Source organism: Embleya sp. L77, assembly GCF_055557415.1.
Genome location: NZ_CM145710.1, coordinates 1,889,271 through 1,907,800, shown reverse-complemented (window position 1 = coordinate 1,907,800; position 18,530 = coordinate 1,889,271). Strand labels below are relative to the sequence as shown.

The following is an 18,530-nucleotide window of genomic DNA, read 5'->3' as shown; positions in this document are numbered from 1 at the left end:
GCGCGAGGCGGGCGGCGGGCCGGGGTCGGGCGTCGCGCCGGACCCGTGCCGATCAAGGTGATGTCGGTCCCGTTCGAAAGGATGTGCGCATGACCGACACCCCGGCGCCGGCCGCCGTTCTCGCCGACTTCGACGCATACGCCCAGGCCGTCGAGGCCGTGACCGCCGCCGCGCGGGCCTACTACGGCGGCGCCGACTCGACCGTCGACGACGACACGTACGACCGGCTGCTGCGCGGGATCGGCGCCTACGAGCGCGAGCACCCCGACCGGGTGCTCGCCGAATCGCCGGTCGGCAAGGTCGCGGCGGGCGCGCTGCCGGGCGGGGACGTGCCGCACACCGTGCCGATGCTCAGCCTGGACAACGTCTTCGATCCCGAGGGGCTGGCCGCGTGGGCCGCGTCGCTGGAGCGCCGGATCAAGCGGCCGGTCGCGGCGCTGACGGTGGAGCCGAAGATGGACGGCCTGGCTGTGGCGGTGCGCTACCGCGAGGGCCGGCTCGACCGGCTGGTCACCCGCGGCGACGGCATCGCCGGTGAGGACGTGTCGCACGCGATCGGCACCATCGTCGGTCTGCCGGACCGGTTGAGCGAGCCGGTGTCGATCGAGGTGCGGGGCGAAGTCCTGCTCACCGCCGAGCAGTTCGAGAGTGCCAACGAGATCCGTCGGGAGTACGGCGCAACCGTGTTCGCCAACCCGCGCGGTGGTGCGGCGGGCACGCTGCGGGCCAAGGATCGGCCGTATGTGATCCCGATGACCTTCTTCGGCTACGTGGCACTGCCACTGCCGGACGACGAGAGCACGTTCGCCCAGGAGTTGCGCACCGCCGACCACTCCGCGGTGATGGCCCGGGTCGAGGCACTCGGCGTGCTGACCACCGGGCGCACCTCGGCGCGGCTGCGCGTGTGTACGACCATCGAGGACGTACAGGCCGCGGTCGACGAGATCGCCGCGGCGCGGGCGGAACTGCCGTTCGGCATCGACGGTGTCGTGATCAAGGCCGACGCGGCGACCGACCAGGCCGACGCGGGCAGCGGAACGCGCGCGCCGCGCTGGGCGATCGCGTACAAGCTGGCCGCCGTGCACAAGATCACCCGACTCGTCGGCGTCGACTGGGCGGTGGGCCGGACCGGGGTGATCGCGCCGCGCGCGATCCTGGATCCGGTGGAGATCGACGGCAGCGTCGTCGGCTTCGCGACGCTGCACAACCCGGCCGACATCGAGCGCCGCGGGCTGATGGTCGGCGACCGGGTCAGCGTGTACAAGGCGGGCGACATCATCCCGCGGGTGGAGGCGCCGCTGGTGCACATGCGCACGGGCGACGAGACGCCGATCGAGTTTCCGACCGCGTGCCCGCAGTGCGGCGGCGCGTTGGACACGACACAGCAGCGTTGGCGGTGCGCACAGGGCCGCGCGTGCGGTCTGCAGGCCGGGATCCTGTACGCGGTGGGCCGCGACCAACTCGACATCGAGGGCATCGGCGGCCGGATCGTCACGCAACTCGTGGCCTCCGGCGCGGTCGGCGACATGGCCGACCTGTTCACCCTGACCCGCGAACAGTTCCTGGCCCTGGACCGGGTGGACAAGATCGCCGACAAGCTGCTCGCCGGCATCGAGGAGGCCCGGGGGAAGCCGCTCAGCCGGGTGTTGTGCGCGCTCGGCGTACGGCTGACCGGTCGGTCGATGTCCCGCCGGATCGCCCGGCACTTCGGCACGATGGACGCGATCCGTGCGGCGGACGTGGAGGCGATGGCGCAGGTCGAGGGCATCGGTCCCGGCAAGGCCGCGGTGATCGTCGCCGAACTCGCCGAACTCGCCGAGGTGATCGACAAGTTGGTCGCCGCCGGGGTGAACATGACCGAGCCCGGTGTGCGACCGGGAGCCGGTGCGCCGGCTGCGGATGCGGATGCCGATGCCGGTGCCGCTTCCGGTGCCGAGCAGGCGAGCGATGTGGCACCAGTCGAGGCCGGCCCGCTGACCGGGAAGTCGGTGGTGGTCACCGGGTCGATGACCGGTTCGCTCGCCGCGCTGTCCCGCAACGAGATGAACGAACTGATCGAGCGCGCCGGCGGCACGGCGTCCTCGTCCGTGTCCGCCAAGACTGCCCTGGTCGTCGCCGGGGACAAGGCGGGGACCAAGCGGGCCAAGGCGGAGAAGCTCGGCGTGGCGATCATGACTCCGGAGGAATTCGCCGACCTGGTGGGGGCATTGCTTCCGGCGTGAGCGACGGGGAACGGCGGGCGACCGGGTGGTGTGCACCGGTCGCCGTCGTTCCGACCCAGGAGTTTTCCGACGATCCATAGCAGATCGACTGTCACCCCGAGGTGGAAACGGGCGATATCGGTGTGCGGCGCGTCGGACTCCGGCATCGTCGCGTTCGGGAGCCGGTGGTGGCCGAGAGAGTCCGCAACATGCGGAAACCCCTCGGCCGCACCACCCTTCGACGACGAATGGAGTCCCCATGGTCGAGGCACATCCCCCGCGAATACCGCTGCCGTTCGCCCTCGACCGCAATCCGCACGCGCCCGAAGCGGAATGCCGGCTGCTGGACTGGGCCCGACGGCACCGGCTGCTCGATCACCCCGGCACCGAGAAGCGACTGGTCGGCGCCCGACTGGGCGACCTCGCCGCCTACACGCATCCCGATACCACGCCCGAACTGCTGTGCCTGTACGCGCAGTTCATCGCATGGCAGTTCCTCGTCCACGACCGCTACGCGGAACCCGAGGAACACCCCGCACATCCGGGTGAGCCTCTGATCGACCGGATCGAGTCGGTGTACCGCACCGGTCGGGCGGACCCGGCGGCCGGAGCGATGGCGCACGCGCTCGCGGACATCCTGGGGCGGGTCTATCCGGCCATGAGCGCCGAGTGGCGGGAGCACTTCGTCGTCGAGTGCGTGCAGACGCTGCATCGGGTGGCCCGTCCGCCGGCCGGCGCCTCGCCCGGGGCGGCCCACGAGCATGCGTGCGGCGTGGACGCGTACATCCAGCATCGCCGGTTGGCCGGTGGGCAGTTCCCGTGCCTGCTGCTCGACGAGTTCATCGCCGGCGGCGAGCTTGCGGCGGCGATCCGGGACGGCGCCGCGTACGACGACATCCGCAACGCCGAGGCGGACGTGGTGTCCTGGATCAGCGACTACTACGCGTCCCGGGACAGCGCCGGCACCGACTCGCCGGCCGACCTGGTCGGGGTGCTGACGTACACCGAGCATGTCGGACGCGAGCACGCCGAGGCGGCGGTGGCGGCGCGGATCCAGGATCGGGTGGCCGACTTCATGGCGGCCCGGCGCGCCCTACAGGGTGCCGCCGGCAGTGCGGCCCCGGCCGATCCGGAGGCCGAACTGCTGCTGCGGCGCTGCGTTTCGGCGATGCACCATCGCATGGCCGGGACGGAGGCGTGGGCGTGGGAGAACGTGCGCAGCGTCGGCCGTCGAGCGGGCATCGGCCGGGGCCGCACCGCCGGGGGCGGGCTGCACGTTCCGGAGTACGTCGCGGACCTGCTCGATGTGCGCGGTCGGCCGCACGGATGGGACGGGGGCGCCGCGGGGCATCGGTGGCCGTAGGGCCTGCCCCGGATCCCACGTCGGTCCACCCACCGGGTACGGCGCGGGATGCGGGCGCGAGGCGGGAGACCCCGGCGCGAGCCGCGCTCGGTGTCGGGTAGTCTTGCCGCCGCGCCCAACCCTGGGCGGACCGGGTTCGAGTTCGAGGAGGTGGCACCGATTACCGCTGTATCAGGTCGGGTGCTCTCCTTCCACGACCGTGCGGTCCACTTGGCATAGGTGAGTCCGCGAGAGCACCCTTCGGCATCCGAAAGGCTCTCATGTCGGTTTCCGCATCACCCTGCCCCACGTCCGTGATCGTCACCAGGCTGCGTATCGCCGGCTGTGTATTCGCCGAGGACGAGGCCGAGTTGCTCATCGCAGGTGCCGCCGACCCGGCCGAACTGGCCGTCATGGTGGATCGCCGCGTCGCCGGTCTCCCGCTGGAACACGTACTCGGTTGGGCCGAGTTCCGCGGCCTGCGGATCGCCGTCGACCCCGGCGTGTTCGTACCGCGCCGGCGCACGGAGTTCCTGGTCGAGCAGGCCGTCGCGGCGGCCCGTCCCGGGGCCGTCGTGGTCGACCTGTGCTGCGGCTCGGGCGCTCTGGGCGCGGCCCTGGTCGCCGAGGTGGACCGGGTCGAGTTGTACGCCGCCGACATCGACCCGGTGGCGGTGCGGTGCGCGCGGCGCAACATCGCCGCCGACCGGGTCTTCGAGGGCGACCTGTTCGCGCCGCTGCCGGCGTCGTTGCGGGGGCGGATCGACGTGCTGGTCGCCAACACGCCCTACGTGCCGACCGGGGAGATCCCACTCCTGCCCTCGGAGGCCCGGATCCACGAACCCCGGGTGGCCCTCGACGGTGGCTCCGACGGGTTGGACATCCAGCGCCGGGTCACCGCGGCGGCACCGCAATGGCTCGCGCCCGGCGGCCGGCTGCTGGTCGAGACGAGCGAGCGCCAGGCACCGCACGCCGTCGAGGTCTTCCGCGCCGCGGGCCTGATTCCGCGGGTCGTCGAGTCCGAGGAGTGGTACGCCACCGTGGTGACGGGCACCCGGCCCCCCGACCGCATGCCTGATTCCAAGGGTTGATCGGCAGGCCGTGGAGGCTCGCCCCGGCGCCCGGCGTCACGATCGGCTAGCCGGCGTCGCCGTTGCGTGCGGTGTCGTCGAGCGGACACTCCATCCCGGTGTCGATCTCCTCGACGTCCGCATCGCCGCCTGTCTCCTCCACCGCGGCGGCTGCTGCTGCTCGTGCGCTCGCGCAGACCACGCCCAGGCCGTCCTGGATCGCGCGCCCGATCTCGGCCAGCGCGGCCACCTGGGACGGCGTGAGCACATCGAACAGGTGCTGGTGCACCGTCGCCGCGTGGGTGGGCCCCGCGGCGGCCAATGCGGCCAGTCCCTCGTCGGTCAGGCGCGCAACCCAGCCCCGGCGGTCACCTCGGACCGGGCAGCGGGAGACCCAGCCCGACTTCTCCAGCGCGCTCACCGCGTGCGAGACCCGGCTGGTCGACGACAACGCCGCCGCGGCCAGCTCGCTCATCCGCATCTTCCGGCCCGGCGCCTCGGCGAGCAGGCCCAGGATCTCGAAATACGTCATCGGCATGCCCGTCTCCCGGCGCATCCGCCGGTCCAGATGGGCCGCGAGTTCCCTGGTCCCGGTGAAGTACGACTGCCAGATCTCTTGCTCGGAAGGAGTCAGCGAATCGTCGTCGGTCATGACGACAGCAAATGACTTGTTGAACCGTCAACTTATAGGTGCTATGTTTCTGAACGTTCAACAAACGCCGCCGCGGTCCACGGTCCGCGCCGGCGGGCCCACCGATCGCCGGCGCACCGCACCGCACCGCACCGCACCGCACCAAGGAGCTCCCATGACCACCACCGTCGAGACCATCCCCGGCTACGTCGCGGGCACCTGGACCATCGACCAGGTCCACTCGGACGTCTCGTTCTCCGTACGTCACCTGGGCGTGGCCAAGGTCCGCGGTCGCTTCGACGACTTCGGCGGCTCGATCGTCACCGCGGAGAACCCGCTCGAATCGTCGGTCACCGCCACCATCGAGACCGCCTCGGTCAACAGCAACAACAAGATGCGCGACGACCACATTCGCAACGAGGACTTCCTCGACACCGACACGTTCCCGCAGCTGACCTTCGTGTCCACCGGCATCCGCGCCGAGTCGTCCTTGGTCTACCGGGTCGACGGCGACCTGACGCTGCGCGGCGTGACCAAGCAGGTCACCCTCGAACTCGAACTCAACGGCTTCGGCACCGGCTTCGACGGCAGCCCGGTCGCGGGCTTCACCGCCACCACCGAGATCAGCCGCAGCGACTTCGGCGTCACCGGCGGCCCGGCCGGCGCGGCGGTCGGCGACAAGATCACGATCGTTCTGGAGATCGAGGCCAAGCAGGAGGCGTGACGCCCGCGTGCCGACCGGCTCGCGCCCCGAGCCACTGTCGGCACACCCCAGGCATCATCCCGCGCATCCCGCGCATCGAGGCGAGTCCCGACTCCGGTCCGCCGACGCCCCGACCCCGGTCGGACGTCGGCGGACCGTTGCGCCATCACGGGCGCAGCCGTCGGATCCGCCCGCCGGCCCGCCGTTCGGCCCGCCCACCGAGGCCCGGTCCGATTCGGGCGCAGGCCACCGCGGCGGCCAGGCACAGGATCGACAGCGCGCCGAGCAGCAGTGGGATCGAGCCGGCCGCGGAGGACGCCTCGAAGACCGCGCCGAGCAGCGGCGGGAACGCGATGCCGCCGATCATCGAGGCTGCGATCACCCACGCGGCGGCGCTCGCCGACCCCGGGACACGTTCGGCCAACCAGGCCAGTCCGGTCGGGAAGATCGGTGCGATGGCGAGCCCGACACCCAGGTAGGCGTACGGGGCCAGGACCGGCACCGCCGCCAGGAACAGGAAGCCGGTCATCGCCGCGCAGCTGCCGACCACCACCACCCGCGGGCTCAGCCGCAGGCTGATCGGCGCGACCAGGAAGCGGCCGACGGTCATCGCGAGCCAGAATCCGGCGGTGGCGCCGGCGGCGGTCGAGGTGGAGTGGCCGAGGGCCTCCAGGTGGGTGGGTTCCCAGCCGCCGACGCCGGTCTCGATGCCCACGTGCAGGATGTACACGGTGACGAAGGCCGCCATCAGCACCGCCGCCGTGCGCGACGTGCTCCCGCCGGCCCGGGGCTGCGCTGCGCCGCCGGTCGCGGTGTCGCGCACCGCGAGCAGCGGCGGGACGATCAGCACGCAGGCCACCGCGCAACCGACGAACACCGCCGGGTAGCGGTTCGCGCCGAGTGCGCCGAGCAGGGCCGGTCCGGCGATGGCGCCCAGGCCGAAGTGGGCGTTGAGGATGTTGAGCATGGCCGGTCCGCGGCGGCCGAAGCCGGCCGCGACCATCACGTTGAGGCCGTAGTCGATACCGCCGAAGCCGAGCCCCAGCACGAACACCGCGCTCAGCGCGAGCGGCCAGGACCCGGCGAGGCCGAATCCGGCGGCGCCGGCGGCCATCGCCAGGCAGGAGACCGCCAGGAGTCGGCGATCGGGCCCTCGGCGGCGCAGCGCGGCGCCGCCGAGTACGCCGAGCAGCGCGCCGGCGAAGTGTGCGCTCAGCGCGAGACCGGCACCGGTGGGGCCGAGGTCGAACTCGTCGCGCAGCGCCGGAATGGCCGGTCCGTACAGCGCCTGGAGTGCGCCGATCAGCACGAAGGCCACGCAGGCGGCGACCGCCGCGCCGGGTGGGAACGCCGGGACGTCGGCGGGCACTTCGGGGTGGGCCTGCCGCCCGAGGGCGCCGGAGGGGGCGCCGCCCGGGGCGTCGGCCGCGGTGCTCACCGGACCGATCCGATGGCCCGGGTCCGGTCGAGGTCGGCGCGCAGCGTGGGGGTGTCGGTGAACAGGAGCGACTCGATGCCCACGGCCCTGGCCGCGTCCAGGTTCTCCGGGCGGTCGTCGACGAACAGGAGTTCGCTCGGGTGTGCGTCCAGTTGCGCGCACAGGTGGTGGTAGATGCGCGGGTCGGGCTTGGCCAGGCCGAGGTCGGCGCTGAACACCCGGTGGCGGAACACCCGGGCCCACGGCTGCTCGTCGATCCGGCGGGCCATTTCGATGGGGGCGTTGGACAGCAGCGCCAGGGCCACTCCCCGGTCGGCGAGCCCGGCCAGTTCGGCCAACAGGTCGAGGGTGTCCTGGTTCAGGTGCATCCAGGCGGCGAGGTCGCCGGCCACCAGCAGGTCGAGCCGGTCCGGGTCCGGTACCGGCCGATCCAGGCGGGTGCACAGGCCGCTCCAGAACTCGGCGGCACTGAGCGTGCCCGCATCGTAGGCCGCACGATCGGGCCAGTAGGCGGACCAGAACTGCGCCGGGGCGACCCCGACGGTGCGGGCCAGGGCCTCGCTCGCGTGGTCCGGCGGCGGCATGCAGATGACCCCGCCGAAGTCGAAGACGATCCACTCGGTGCGCATGGGAACTCCTTGATCGAGTCGTTTGACGGCTTGACGGGCCTGGACGGCTTCGGGCCGCTGGGCACGGTTTCGGATGACGGTGGACGCCTGACGAACTCGCATCGCATGCGCCGATCACACCGCTCGCGTCGATTGACTTTCGAACATACAACACGTTTGATTGAACACATGGAAGGTTCGGAACGCCAGCTTTTGCTCATTGAGAGAATGCGCACAGCGGAACGCGTCACCGTGGCCGAGCTGGCCGAGGAGACCGGCTGCTCGGAGATGACCATCCGCCGCGACCTCGACCAGCTCGCCGAGCAGGGCGTGCTGCGCCGGGTCCGCGGCGGCGCGGTCAGCCTGGTGTTGCGCGGCGAGGTGTTGCCGTTCGGCGTGCGCGAGCACGAGGCGCCCGAGAGCAAGCGCCGGATCGCCGCGGCGTTCGACGCGCTGGTCACCGACGGCGAATCGCTGATCCTGGACGGCGGCACCACCAGCCTGGCCATCGCCCGGGTGCTGGCCCGGCGCCGGGTCACCGTGGTCCCGCTCGACCTGCATGCGGCGTACGTCCTCGGCAACGCGCCCGACGTGCGCCTGCTGGTCCCCGGCGGTCAGACCACGCCCGGCGCCCTGACGCTGGGCGGGCATCTCACCGAGACGTCGCTGCGCACGCTGCGCGTGGACACCACCGTGCTGGGGGTCTGCGGCCTGTCCGTCGACCACGGTCTGACCGCCAACGATCTGACCGAGGTGCCGATCAAGCAGGCGGCCATCGCCTCCGCACAGCGCGTCGTCGCGGTCTGCACCGGAACCAAGTTCGGCCGCACCGGCCTGGGCCACGTCTGTCCGGCCACCGATCTCGACATGGTCATCACCGACGAGAGCGCACCGATCGAGGCGGTGTCGGGCCTGCGCGACCTGGGCGTGGACGTGCGGGTGGTGTGACCGGACCCCGCTTCGAAAGTGCTCTGCGAGGATGGTTGACTTCAAGTCCCCTTGAAGTTCCATACTCCTCCGCAGAGGACGCTCGGTCCTCGGCGACAACCTCTGGCAACGGGAGAGTTCACATGGGCACCGAATCGTTCGACCAAGCCCCTATCCGTCGACTGGTCGCGGACGCCGTGCAGTTGCAGAACGACCTCGACGCATTCGTCCCGCTGCACACCGCAGACGTGAACATCGTCAACTTCGGCGGCCGGCGAGTGTCGGGCCGGGATGCGTTGGCCTCGGCGATGCGCGAGGCGATGGCCTCGCCGCTGGCCGACGTGGCCACCACCGCCGAGATCCAGGACGTGCACTTCGTCCGCGAGGACGTGGCGATCGTGGTGTGCCTCAAGCAGGTCTTCGACCGACGAGAGGGCGCCGGCGACGCGGACTCGGCCACGCCCGCGCTCCCCTCGGCCTCCGGCCGACTCACCTACGTCGTGGTCAAGGAGGACGACGCGTGGCGCATCGCATCGGCCCAGACGACCCCGATCCTGACCTGAGGAACGCCGATGGCATCCACCGAGGACATCGTCGGCGGCATTAGGCTCGGGCGATCCCGCTCGAACGGGTGAGCGGGCACGGTCGGCCACGAAGGGCGGAACACGTGTCGAAGGCGAGCTTCTCCGGGGTTCATCACGTCGCGCTGAACGTACGCGACCTGGACGCCTCGGTCCGGTGGTACTCCGAAGTCCTGGATTTCGTACCGGTGATCCCGTGGGACACGGACGACTTCGACCGGCGGATCATGCGGCACCCCGGCGGTGTGGTCGTCGCACTGACCCGGCACCGGCACGCGGACGCCGGCGCGGCGTTCAACGAGCGCACGACCGGCCTCGATCACCTGGCCTTCACCGTGGACACCCGCGCCGACCTGGAGGCGTGGGAGGCCCGACTGACCGAGGCCGGCGTCACCCACTCGGGAATCCGGGTCACCCCCACGACGGGCTTCACACTGATCGCCTTCCGCGACCCGAACGACATCCAACTGGAGATGTACCTCGCGTAGCCGCCCGAGCCCTCGCTGCGGCGGCCCGCCTCGGCGCAGGCGACGCCACGCTCGACGCACTCGGGCCCGCTCCGACGCATGCGGCCAACTCCCTTTCCGTATCGGCCTATTGCCCCTGCGTAATGGATCTTGACGCGCTGCGACCGGAGTTGGACCATGAGCGCTCGTGCTTGATCGACGAACGGGGGAACACATGTCGAAGTCGACGCGGAGAGTGGCCGGTCTGGCGCTCGCGGCCACGGCAGCGGTGGGACTGGTGACGACGGGAGCCGGCTCGGCGCAGGCAGCGAGCGGGAGTTACATCGCCACCTACCGGTACCTGTCCGAGTGCCAGAACACCGGCGCCATGTACGTGCACTACGCCGGTGCGAGCACTTACCACTGCACCGGCAACGGCGCGGTCGGCTTCTCCCTGTACGTGGAGTACTGGGCCTGATCCGACACCGGGTACCGCCCCTGCTCTCACCGAGGGGCGGTACCCGGCGGCCCGGCACGCAGGCGGAGAGGGCGGCGAGGTGGGATCAGTCGGTCGGCGTGGTGCCCGGGGCTTCGGCCGGGGGCTTGGCGGCGGTTGCGGGCGGGGCCTCGACGGGTGCTTCGGGTCGGGTTGCGACGGGGGCTGCGGTTGTGGTGTCGGGCGGGGGGTCGGCGGTGGCCAGGTGGCGGGCGAAGAAGGTGTCGATGCGTTGCCAGGCGTCCGCGGCGGCGACCGGTTCGGGGCCGATGCCCAGGATGGTGCGCAGTACGGGGCGGAGCAGCGGCGGCGCGTTGTCGGCCTCGTTGAGGAACGAGTGGCCCGCGTCCGGGTAGAGCTTGACGTCGTGCTCGACGCCGGCCCGGCTCAGGGCCGCTTCCAGCTTTGCCGCCCCGCCGCGGAAGACCTTGTCCTTGCCGCCGTATGAGGCGACGATCGGACACGCGCCGCGCAGCGCGGCGTCCGGATCGCCGGGCAGTTGGGCGTAGTTGGCCGCGGCCACGTCGTAGGTGCCCTGCCCCGCGAGCACCAGCGCGAAGCCGCCGCCCATGCAGAAGCCGATCACCCCGATCCTGCCGGTGCACTCCCCCGCGGCCGACAACCACTGCCGGGCCGCCTCGATGTCGGCGTAGGGCCGACCGCGGCCGGTCGATACCGAGCGCATGACGGAGACCATGCACCGGTTCGGGCCGCGACCGTGGTAGAGGTCCGGCATCAGCGCCAGACAGCCGGCCTCGGCCATGCGATCCGCATGCCGTCGGTTGACCGCGTCCGGCCCCGCCCCCTCGAACAGGACGACCACACCCGGCCACGGGCCCTTGCCCTTGGGGCGCGCGAGATAGCCGGTGAGTCCTCGGCCGGTCTCGTCACGAAGCAACATCGCGGACAGATCAACGGTTTCGGCCATGGCAACGACCGTAGGCGATACCTGCGTCCTCGGGCAGGACCTTTCCCGGCGCGGCACCTCCGACTCCCCGGCGGCCGGAGTGACCTTCGAGGTGACGGGCCCCTCGGCGCCGGAGCGGGGAGGGGCGGGCGAGCGAGCCCGGAGAGGCCGCCTGGCCATCCCTGCTGCCGTCATCCCTGCTGCCGTCATCCCTGCTTCCGTCATCACCGCTTCCGTCATCACCGCTTCCGTCATCACCGGTGTCGTGGACCCGAAGGCGGACACGATGTGCACCGTCGGGGACGGTGAACCCATTCAGCACGCCCGGTCCGCGTCGTGGGCGGACTCGGGTGGAGATCGGGCGCAGTGCAGGAGCGGTAGTAGCGCCTCGTTTCTACGTCCCTCGTAGTACGCGACGTCAAGCCCTGCGGGGGAGTCGTGACCGTGATTCGGCCGCAATACTTTCTAGAGTCAGACCCACACACCAAACTTTCGCGGACCCCGGGTCGGTGGAGCAATCACCGCCCAGTCAGGAGACTCGCCGCATGCGGCATCCGCACCGTCGGCCCGGCACCCACGACGACCATCCGGCAGACCGCCGGCGTTGGTCGACTGCCCGGTCGTTCGGCGGACGCTGTCCGGCCTGACCCGGATCCGCCTCGTTCCACGCCCGACCCGACCGCTTCACCGACACGCGGCACCCGCCCCGGTGGTGTGCCGCGCCCGGACTCCCGCCCGCCCGTGGTGAGTCCTCCCTTGTCTTGACCCCTCGTACCGCAGTCCCCGGCACGTCCGTATGCCTTGCCTCGGCGCGCCGACTTCCGCGTTCCGCCCGACCGGCGATGCCTGCCGCCCCGGGCCGGGCCCGCGGGCCGTTGTCGACCCCTCGACCGACCCGGAGATCCGTTTCCATGGCTACCTTTCTGTATCGACTCGGGCGCTTGACGTTCCGCCGGAGGCGAATCGCCCTGCTGATCTGGGTGGCGATCCTCGTCGCCGTCGGCGTGGGCGCCGCATCCGCTTCCAAGCCCGCCGCCAAGCCGTTCTCGATCCCCGGGATCGAGGCACAGAAGGCCCTCGACCTGCTCGAGGAGCGCAGCCCCGACTCCGGAGGTGGCGGCGCCACCGCGCGCATCGTCTTCCGGGCCCCCGACGGGCAGCGGATCGACGCCCCGCAGAACAAGGCCGGCGTCGAGAAGACGATGGGTGCGCTGCGCGGCACCCAGGAGATCGCCGACGCCTCCGACCCGTTCTCGGCCGCGACGCTGAGCGCCGACGGGAGGACCGCGTACGCGACGGTGGACTACCTGGTCGGGGCCGACCTGCTCAAGGACTCCTCCCGCGACATCCTCAAGGGCGCCGTGAAGCAGGGCCAGGGCGCGGGGCTGACCGTCGAGGTGGGCGGCGACGCGCTGGTCGCCGAGTCGAGCGTCGGCAACGGCGAGATCATCGGCGTGGGGGTCGCGGCCGTCGTGCTCGCGATCACCTTCGGTGCGATGATCGCCGCCGGGCTGCCGCTGCTCACCGCGATCCTCGGAGTCGGTATCGGCATAGCCGGGATCACCGCGGTGGCCGGCATCTTCGACCTCTCCGAGAGCACGTCCACGCTGGCGATGATGATCGGTCTCGCGGTCGGCATCGACTACGCGCTGTTCATCGTCTCCCGATTCCGCACCGAGCTGAGGCTGGGGCGTGAACCGGAGGAGGCCGCCGGGCGGGCCGTGGGGACCGCGGGTTCGGCGGTCGTCTTCGCCGGGCTCACCGTCGTCATCGCGCTGTCCGGCCTTGCCGTGGTGAACATCCCGGTGCTCACCGAGATGGGTCTGGCCGCGGCATTCACCGTCGTGATCGCCGTCCTGGTGGCCCTGACCTTCGTGCCGGCGCTGCTGGGCTTCGCCGGCAAGCGCATCTTCGGCCGCAAGGACCGCAAGCGCGCGGCCAAGCACGAGGCCGGTCTCGGCCACGGTCACGAGAAGCCGAACATGGGCTCGCGTTGGGCCCGCTTCGTACTGCGCCACCCGGTGGCCGTACTGCTGTTCTCCGTGGTCGGACTCGGCGCCGTCGCGCTGCCTGCGGCGAGCATGAACCTCGGCCTGCCGGACGACAGCGCGCAGCCGACCAGCACCACGCAGCGCCAGGCGTACGACATGCTCGCCGAGAGCTTCGGCCCCGGGTTCAACGGTCCGCTGATGCTGGTCGTGGACACCGCCAAGAGCAAGGACAGCCCGGCCGCCGCCGAGGCGGTCCGCCGACAGGTCGAGACCCTCAAGGGCAAGGGTGTCGCCTCCGTCGGCGCCGTCGCCTTCAACGACGCCGGCAACCTGGCCACCATCCAGGTCACGCCGACGACCAAGCCGAGCGACCCGAAGACCGAGACGCTCGTCCACGACATCCGCTCCACCGTCAAGAAGGCCGACTCCGCGAGCGGGTCGAGGACGCTGGTCAGCGGTACCCCCGCGTTGAACATCGACTTCTCGCAGAAGCTCAACGACGCGCTGCTCCCGTACCTGATCCTGGTGGTCGGGCTCGCCTTCCTGCTGCTGATCGCGGTGTTCCGGTCGATCCTGGTGCCGCTCAAGGCGGCCCTCGGGTTCCTTCTGTCGGTCGCCGCGGCGCTCGGCTCGGTGGTCATGGTCTTCCAGTACGGCTGGCTGAACGAGCTGTTCGGTGTCGAGCAGACCGGGCCGATCATGAGCATGATGCCGATCTTCCTGATCGGTGTGGTGTTCGGCCTGGCAATGGACTATGAGGTCTTCCTCGTCACCGGCATGCGCGAGGCGTTCGTGCACGGCGAGAGCCCGCGCGAGGCGGTCGTCAGCGGCTTCAAGCACGGCGCACGCGTGGTCACCGCCGCGGCGATCATCATGATCGCGGTCTTCGCCGGCTTCATCGGGGCCACCGACTCGATGATCAAGATGATCGGTTTCGGCCTGGCCGCGGCCGTGTTCCTCGACGCCTTCGTGGTCCGCATGGCGGTCGTTCCGGCCGTGCTCGCGCTGCTGGGCAAGTCCGCGTGGTGGCTGCCGAAGTGGCTCGACCGCATCCTGCCGAACGTCGACGTGGAGGGCGAGAGTCTGCGCAAGCACATCGACGCCCGGGCTGCGGCGAACGCCGGGGAGGAAGTCCCGGGCCCCGACCTGGTGAAGGTCCCCTGACGGGGGCTTCGAGGTGACCCATTGAGGGGGACACCGAGGTGACCGACACCCGCCGTGCTGCCGATGGGCAGCGCGGCGGGTGTCCGTGCTTGTGGCGGAGTGTGTGGTGGGTGACCGCGCGGCGGCAGGTCCCGACCGGAGGGGATCGGGACGCGGTCCGGGCCCGATCGGACCGGCATCCGGACGGGGTGGGCCCGGGCGCATGCTCGGGCCCACCCCGTTTCATTGCGCCGGGGGCCGGTGGTTCGACCCGAGGGTCAACCGGCCGCGGTGACCGGTCGCGGGTCCGGTTCCTCCGCGGCGTGGGTCCGGCGGAGGTGGTCGGTCACGGTCATGATCGCGAGGAGCAGCGTGGCGACGGCGAGTGCGAGCCAGCCCGTGTCCGCCACGGACGCGATCAGCGGTACCCCCACCACCGCGACGACGACGCGTCCCTCGATCGGCCCCGTGGCCAGAACGTAGCGGTGCCAGGCGTGGCCCAGCAGGAACGTGGCCAGGCCGGCGCCCAACCACCAGCGGTTCGTGTGGGTGCCCAGGTGGTGGATGGCGTCCGAGATGCCCGCCGCGACCAGCACGATGCCGGCGATCATCACCGCGTGTGCCAGGCCGAACGCCACGTAGCCGAGCATCTGCCGGCGCTCCACGGACGCCTCCGACATGGCCCGCAAGGTGCGTTCGTCGTCGCTGCCGAAGTACGTCCACCAGATGCCGGTGGCGACCGCGATGCCGAGCAGGATGCCCCCCGCGAGCTTCCAGTCGACCGGCCGGCCGCCTGCGCCGATGCCGACGGCCACGACCGATTCGCCGAGCACGATCAGGATGATCAGGCCGTGTCGTTCGACGAAGTGGTGCGGCTCGACCACGAATCCGCGGATGCGTCCGATCACCATCGACAGGTACAGCACCGCGATGGCCGCCGCCCAGCACACCCACGTGCCGGCGTCCGGCAGGTGCGGCGCGATCAGGATCAGTACGCCGCCGACCGCGTTGAACGGCGCGAGTCGAACGATCCCGGCGCGGGCCGAGGGTTGGGACGCGGTCAGGAACAGCGCGACGTGCATCGCGACGGCGACCAGGAAGGCGAGGCCGAACGCCCAGCCGTCCGGGTCGAACGCGTAGGGCAGGTCCAGGCCCATCACGAAGAACGAGGTCATCGTGAGCGCCAGCAGCAGCCGGACCACCGTCGCGTCCGGGCGGACCGCGTTGGTCAGCCAGCTGAACGCACCGAACATCCACCACATCGCCGCCAGCGGCAACATGCCCTGGAACAGTCCGCTCCAGCCCGGATGGGACTCCACCTGGTGGGTGGCCTGGGTGAGCACGAAGACGAAGACGAGGTCGAAGAACAGCTCGATCGGGGTCACGCCGGTGGGCCGCTCGGCCTCGGCCGGTGTTTCGGTCGGGTCGTGCGGGAGTTCGATCGGGATGTCGAGCAAGTTCTCGTGGGCCGGGTCGTGGGGGTCCGTCGGTGGGGGCGGCGCCGGTATCGAGGCGTCGAGTCGATCGGGGTCGTGGGGGGCCGAGGAGGGTCTCATGCGTTCGCTTTCGTGGGTCCGGGTGCGCCCATCGGGGCCGAGGCGCGGCACCGGGGTGCGGTCCGACCGAGGTCCGACCCGATGCGGTGCGAGTCGCGCGCGTGCGCGGGCCCATCATCACCGCGACACCCGGTTCGCAGCAGCACGTTTTGCGCGCGTTCGCGATCGGCGTAGCCCGGACGCACCCGGCGGCGGGCCGGAAGTCCGGCCCGCCGCAGGTGTCCTGATCGGCCGTCAGGGACGGCTTCCGGGTGGCCCGGAAGCCGTCCGCGCCGGGGCGCAGGATCGACGCGGGAGCCGCCCGGGGGTCACGAGCACAGGATGATCAGTGACGTGATCACGGTGCACGAGGTCGTGGCGCCGTTGTTCGCCGGGTTGGGATCAGCGGGTGTACTCGCCGTGCGGCTCGCGGTGACCTCGTAGGCCAGACCCAGGCCGAGCAGGCCGACCGGGGCGGTGAAGTGGCGGGTGGTCGCCGCGCCCTTGGCCAACGGACCCACCGTGCAGGTCACCGTGCGGTCGGCCACCGCGCAGTCGGGTGACGTCGCGGTCATCGGCACCGGCAGCGGCGCCGTGACGGTTGCCGAACCGAGCGCGTCGGGACCGCGGTTGGTGACGGTGACCGTGTAGTCGATGTGCGCGTTGAACAACGACGGTACGCCGGTGGCCCGGAGCGCCACCGCCACGTCGGCCGTGCTCGCGACGTAGGTGTAGCGATCCGCGGGAGCTGTCGCGCTGGTCCCGCCGGCGGTGGTCACCCGGACGTCCACCCGGCCGGCCCCCGGCCCCGGCGGCGCGGTCGCGGTGCACGAGGTCGCGGTGCACGAGAGCGAGGTCGCGGGCCGGCCCGCACCGAAGGTGACGCCGGTCGCGCCCGCGAGGTCGGTGCCGGTGACGGTGACCACGGTGCCGCCCGCCTCGGGACCGGAGTTCGGGCTGATCGAGGTGACCGTGGGCGCGGCCACGTAGGTGTACCGATCCGCGGCCGAGGTCGGACTCGTGCCGCCGGGGCCGGTCACGGTGACGTCGACGGTGCCGGGTGCGCCGGGTGGCGCGCCCGCGACGATGGTCGTGTCGTCGACGACGGTGAAGGATGTGGCCGGGATCGCGCCGAACGCGACGGCGGTGCTGCCGGTGAAGTGTGTACCGGTGACGGTCACCGAGGTACCGCCGGTCGCCGGGCCGGTGTTCGGGCTCACCGAGGTGACGGTGCGCGGCTGCGGGACGCCGACCACGACGATGCCGTACGGGGTGCTCCCGACCGGGACGGTGGCCACCACCGTGTCGGACGCGGTGTCGATCACCAACACGTCGCCGGACACGGCGTTGGTGGTGTAGACGAAGCCGCCCGCGACGTGCAGCGTGAGGTTGGCCGGGTAACTGCCCACCGACACGGTGTCGGTCACCGTGTTCGTGGTCAGGTCGACCACCTTGACGGCGGCCGGGAACGCGGAGACGTAGGCCCTGGTGCCGGTCGCGTTCACCGCGACGTTGCTGCCGTCGCTGATCGGGACGGTCGCGGTGAGCGCCCCGCCGGCGGTCAGGTCGAGGACCCACAGGCCGGACCGGTCGTCCACGGCGTACAGGTGTGTGCCGTCGGGGCTGAGCGCGGCCCCGTCGGGCGAGCCGGGAAGCGCGATGGTCCTGCCGACGACGGCGGTGGCCGTGTCGATCACCGAGATGTCGTGGCCGGCGTTGTTGACCGCGTACACGTGTGCGCCGTCCGGGGCGACCAGGACCGCGACCGGGTTGGTACCGACCGCGATCGTGGCCGCGACCGTGTTGGTCGCGGTGTTCACCACCAGCACGGAATTGCCCTGGGCGACGTACAGGCGGGTGTCGGTCGGGTCGACGGCCATCGCGAACGGCGCGCCGGCGGTGGCGATCGTGCCGGTGACCGTGTCGGTGGCGGTGTCGATCACCGAGATGTCGGCCGAGTCGAAGTCGGCCACGTACACCCGGGTGCCGGCGTGGTTGGCGGCGAGCCCGTACGGCCCCCGGCCCACCGGGATGGTGGCCGTCGTGGTGTTGTTCGCGGTGTCGATCACGGACACCGTGTTGGAACCGGAGTTGGCGACGTAGGCGGACACACCGGGGCGGGCCGCGGCGGCGGGCGTGGCCCGGGTGAGCACACCGGCGAAGAGTCCGGAGGCGATCACCGTGACGGTCGCGATCAGCGCGATCGGGCGGCGCGGCAACGGGCGGAACAGCGGTCGGGCGCCGGGTAGTTGCCGGGAGCCGCGTGGGTGGTGCGGATCGGGGTGCTCGGCAAAACGACTGCGGCGCCTGCGGTCCGGCCGGCGCCCGGGCGGTGCGTGATGGAGCGACATCGGGATCCCCTCCCTGACGATGGACCACACCCGGCCGTCTCCATCGGGGCACGTCGATCCCCGCCCCGTACGGCACTCGGGCCCCCACCCGAATCGCGACGGCCGCGAATCACGGATCGCGATTCGTCGGTGCATCGCCGGAAACGTACCGGGGAAGCGT

At 71.5% G+C, this 18,530-nt stretch carries 15 protein-coding genes; 9 read left to right on the top strand and 6 right to left on the bottom strand.

Annotated features, from left to right (window positions below; all coding sequences use genetic code 11):
* Positions 1–89: 89 nt before the first annotated feature.
* From ligA to ACZOOI_RS38215, 3 genes are all read left to right on the top strand, one after another.
* Positions 90–2,222 (top strand): NAD-dependent DNA ligase LigA, encoded by a 2,133-nt coding sequence (ligA, locus tag ACZOOI_RS38225; protein ID WP_465281412.1) that lies wholly within the window; start codon positions 90–92, stop codon positions 2,220–2,222.
* A 238-nt stretch (positions 2,223–2,460) separates the two neighbouring features.
* The gene (locus ACZOOI_RS38220; protein ID WP_465281411.1) at positions 2,461–3,564 is read left to right on the top strand and encodes a terpene synthase family protein; all 1,104 of its coding nucleotides are present in this window, start codon (positions 2,461–2,463) and stop codon (positions 3,562–3,564) included.
* A gap of 260 nt (positions 3,565–3,824) precedes the next feature.
* Positions 3,825–4,634: a putative protein N(5)-glutamine methyltransferase gene (locus ACZOOI_RS38215; protein WP_465281410.1), complete on the top strand. Its 810-nt coding sequence runs from the start codon at positions 3,825–3,827 to the stop codon at positions 4,632–4,634.
* Between the two features lie 46 nt (positions 4,635–4,680).
* Here ACZOOI_RS38215 and ACZOOI_RS38210 read toward each other — a convergent pair whose 3' ends face one another.
* Positions 4,681–5,265 carry a MarR family winged helix-turn-helix transcriptional regulator gene (locus tag ACZOOI_RS38210; protein WP_465281409.1) on the bottom strand — a complete coding sequence of 195 codons (585 nt, stop codon included), beginning with the start codon at positions 5,263–5,265 and terminating at the stop codon, positions 4,681–4,683.
* A gap of 154 nt (positions 5,266–5,419) precedes the next feature.
* Here ACZOOI_RS38210 and ACZOOI_RS38205 point away from each other — a divergent pair, with 154 nt between their 5' ends.
* Positions 5,420–5,968 (top strand): YceI family protein, encoded by a 549-nt coding sequence (locus tag ACZOOI_RS38205; RefSeq protein ID WP_465281408.1) that lies wholly within the window; start codon positions 5,420–5,422, stop codon positions 5,966–5,968.
* 145 nt (positions 5,969–6,113) lie between these two features.
* Here the strand turns inward: ACZOOI_RS38205 and ACZOOI_RS38200 are convergent, their stop codons facing one another.
* Positions 6,114–7,385, bottom strand: a complete 1,272-nt coding sequence (locus ACZOOI_RS38200) for an MFS transporter (protein WP_465281407.1) — start codon at positions 7,383–7,385, stop codon at positions 6,114–6,116.
* A complete protein-coding gene (locus ACZOOI_RS38195) occupies positions 7,382–8,014 on the bottom strand; it encodes an HAD family hydrolase (RefSeq protein ID WP_465281406.1) in 633 nt (210 codons plus the stop codon). The genes ACZOOI_RS38200 and ACZOOI_RS38195 overlap by 4 nt, the downstream gene beginning before the upstream one ends.
* 168 nt (positions 8,015–8,182) lie before the next feature.
* Between ACZOOI_RS38195 and ACZOOI_RS38190 the strand changes: the two genes are divergently transcribed.
* The 4 genes from ACZOOI_RS38190 (at position 8,183) to ACZOOI_RS38175 (ending at position 10,425) form a co-directional block, all read left to right on the top strand.
* Positions 8,183–8,941: a DeoR/GlpR family DNA-binding transcription regulator gene (locus ACZOOI_RS38190; protein ID WP_465281405.1), complete on the top strand. Its 759-nt coding sequence runs from the start codon at positions 8,183–8,185 to the stop codon at positions 8,939–8,941.
* A gap of 122 nt (positions 8,942–9,063) precedes the next feature.
* Positions 9,064–9,483: an SgcJ/EcaC family oxidoreductase gene (locus tag ACZOOI_RS38185; protein WP_465281404.1), complete on the top strand. Its 420-nt coding sequence runs from the start codon at positions 9,064–9,066 to the stop codon at positions 9,481–9,483.
* Between the two features lie 104 nt (positions 9,484–9,587).
* Complete coding sequence (locus ACZOOI_RS38180; RefSeq protein WP_465281403.1) at positions 9,588–9,989, top strand: VOC family protein; 402 nt, start codon at positions 9,588–9,590, stop codon at positions 9,987–9,989.
* 193 nt (positions 9,990–10,182) lie between these two features.
* Positions 10,183–10,425 (top strand): hypothetical protein, encoded by a 243-nt coding sequence (locus ACZOOI_RS38175; RefSeq protein WP_465281402.1) that lies wholly within the window; start codon positions 10,183–10,185, stop codon positions 10,423–10,425.
* A gap of 85 nt (positions 10,426–10,510) precedes the next feature.
* On the opposite strand, the gene ACZOOI_RS38170 is transcribed toward ACZOOI_RS38175, so the two are convergent.
* The gene (locus ACZOOI_RS38170) at positions 10,511–11,371 is read right to left on the bottom strand and encodes a dienelactone hydrolase family protein (RefSeq protein WP_465281401.1); all 861 of its coding nucleotides are present in this window, start codon (positions 11,369–11,371) and stop codon (positions 10,511–10,513) included.
* 890 nt (positions 11,372–12,261) lie between these two features.
* Between ACZOOI_RS38170 and ACZOOI_RS38165 the strand changes: the two genes are divergently transcribed.
* A complete protein-coding gene (locus ACZOOI_RS38165) occupies positions 12,262–14,505 on the top strand; it encodes an MMPL family transporter (protein WP_465281400.1) in 2,244 nt (747 codons plus the stop codon).
* A 257-nt stretch (positions 14,506–14,762) separates the two neighbouring features.
* On the opposite strand, the gene ACZOOI_RS38160 is transcribed toward ACZOOI_RS38165, so the two are convergent.
* Together ACZOOI_RS38160 and ACZOOI_RS38155 are read right to left on the bottom strand one after the other, a co-directional pair.
* Positions 14,763–16,040 (bottom strand): low temperature requirement protein A, encoded by a 1,278-nt coding sequence (locus tag ACZOOI_RS38160; RefSeq protein WP_465281399.1) that lies wholly within the window; start codon positions 16,038–16,040, stop codon positions 14,763–14,765.
* A gap of 308 nt (positions 16,041–16,348) precedes the next feature.
* A complete protein-coding gene (locus tag ACZOOI_RS38155; protein WP_465281398.1) occupies positions 16,349–18,370 on the bottom strand; it encodes an IPT/TIG domain-containing protein in 2,022 nt (673 codons plus the stop codon).
* Positions 18,371–18,530: the final 160 nt, after the last annotated feature.

Bases quoted from the DNA above. Each gene is read 5' to 3' on its own strand.
- ACZOOI_RS38155 (WP_465281398.1), bottom strand. From the start codon at position 18,370: ATGTCGCTCCATCACGCACCGCCCGGGCGCCGGCCGGACCGCAGGCGC.
- ACZOOI_RS38165 (WP_465281400.1), top strand. From the start codon at position 12,262: ATGGCTACCTTTCTGTATCGACTCGGGCGCTTGACGTTCCGCCGGAGG.
- ACZOOI_RS38160 (WP_465281399.1), bottom strand. From the start codon at position 16,040: ATGAGACCCTCCTCGGCCCCCCACGACCCCGATCGACTCGACGCCTCG.
- ACZOOI_RS38215 (WP_465281410.1), top strand. From the start codon at position 3,825: ATGTCGGTTTCCGCATCACCCTGCCCCACGTCCGTGATCGTCACCAGG.
- ACZOOI_RS38175 (WP_465281402.1), top strand. From the start codon at position 10,183: ATGTCGAAGTCGACGCGGAGAGTGGCCGGTCTGGCGCTCGCGGCCACG.
- ACZOOI_RS38205 (WP_465281408.1), top strand. From the start codon at position 5,420: ATGACCACCACCGTCGAGACCATCCCCGGCTACGTCGCGGGCACCTGG.
- ligA (WP_465281412.1), top strand. From the start codon at position 90: ATGACCGACACCCCGGCGCCGGCCGCCGTTCTCGCCGACTTCGACGCA.
- ACZOOI_RS38190 (WP_465281405.1), top strand. From the start codon at position 8,183: ATGGAAGGTTCGGAACGCCAGCTTTTGCTCATTGAGAGAATGCGCACA.
- ACZOOI_RS38170 (WP_465281401.1), bottom strand. From the start codon at position 11,371: ATGGCCGAAACCGTTGATCTGTCCGCGATGTTGCTTCGTGACGAGACC.
- ACZOOI_RS38220 (WP_465281411.1), top strand. From the start codon at position 2,461: ATGGTCGAGGCACATCCCCCGCGAATACCGCTGCCGTTCGCCCTCGAC.
- ACZOOI_RS38185 (WP_465281404.1), top strand. From the start codon at position 9,064: ATGGGCACCGAATCGTTCGACCAAGCCCCTATCCGTCGACTGGTCGCG.
- ACZOOI_RS38195 (WP_465281406.1), bottom strand. From the start codon at position 8,014: ATGCGCACCGAGTGGATCGTCTTCGACTTCGGCGGGGTCATCTGCATG.
- ACZOOI_RS38210 (WP_465281409.1), bottom strand. From the start codon at position 5,265: ATGACCGACGACGATTCGCTGACTCCTTCCGAGCAAGAGATCTGGCAG.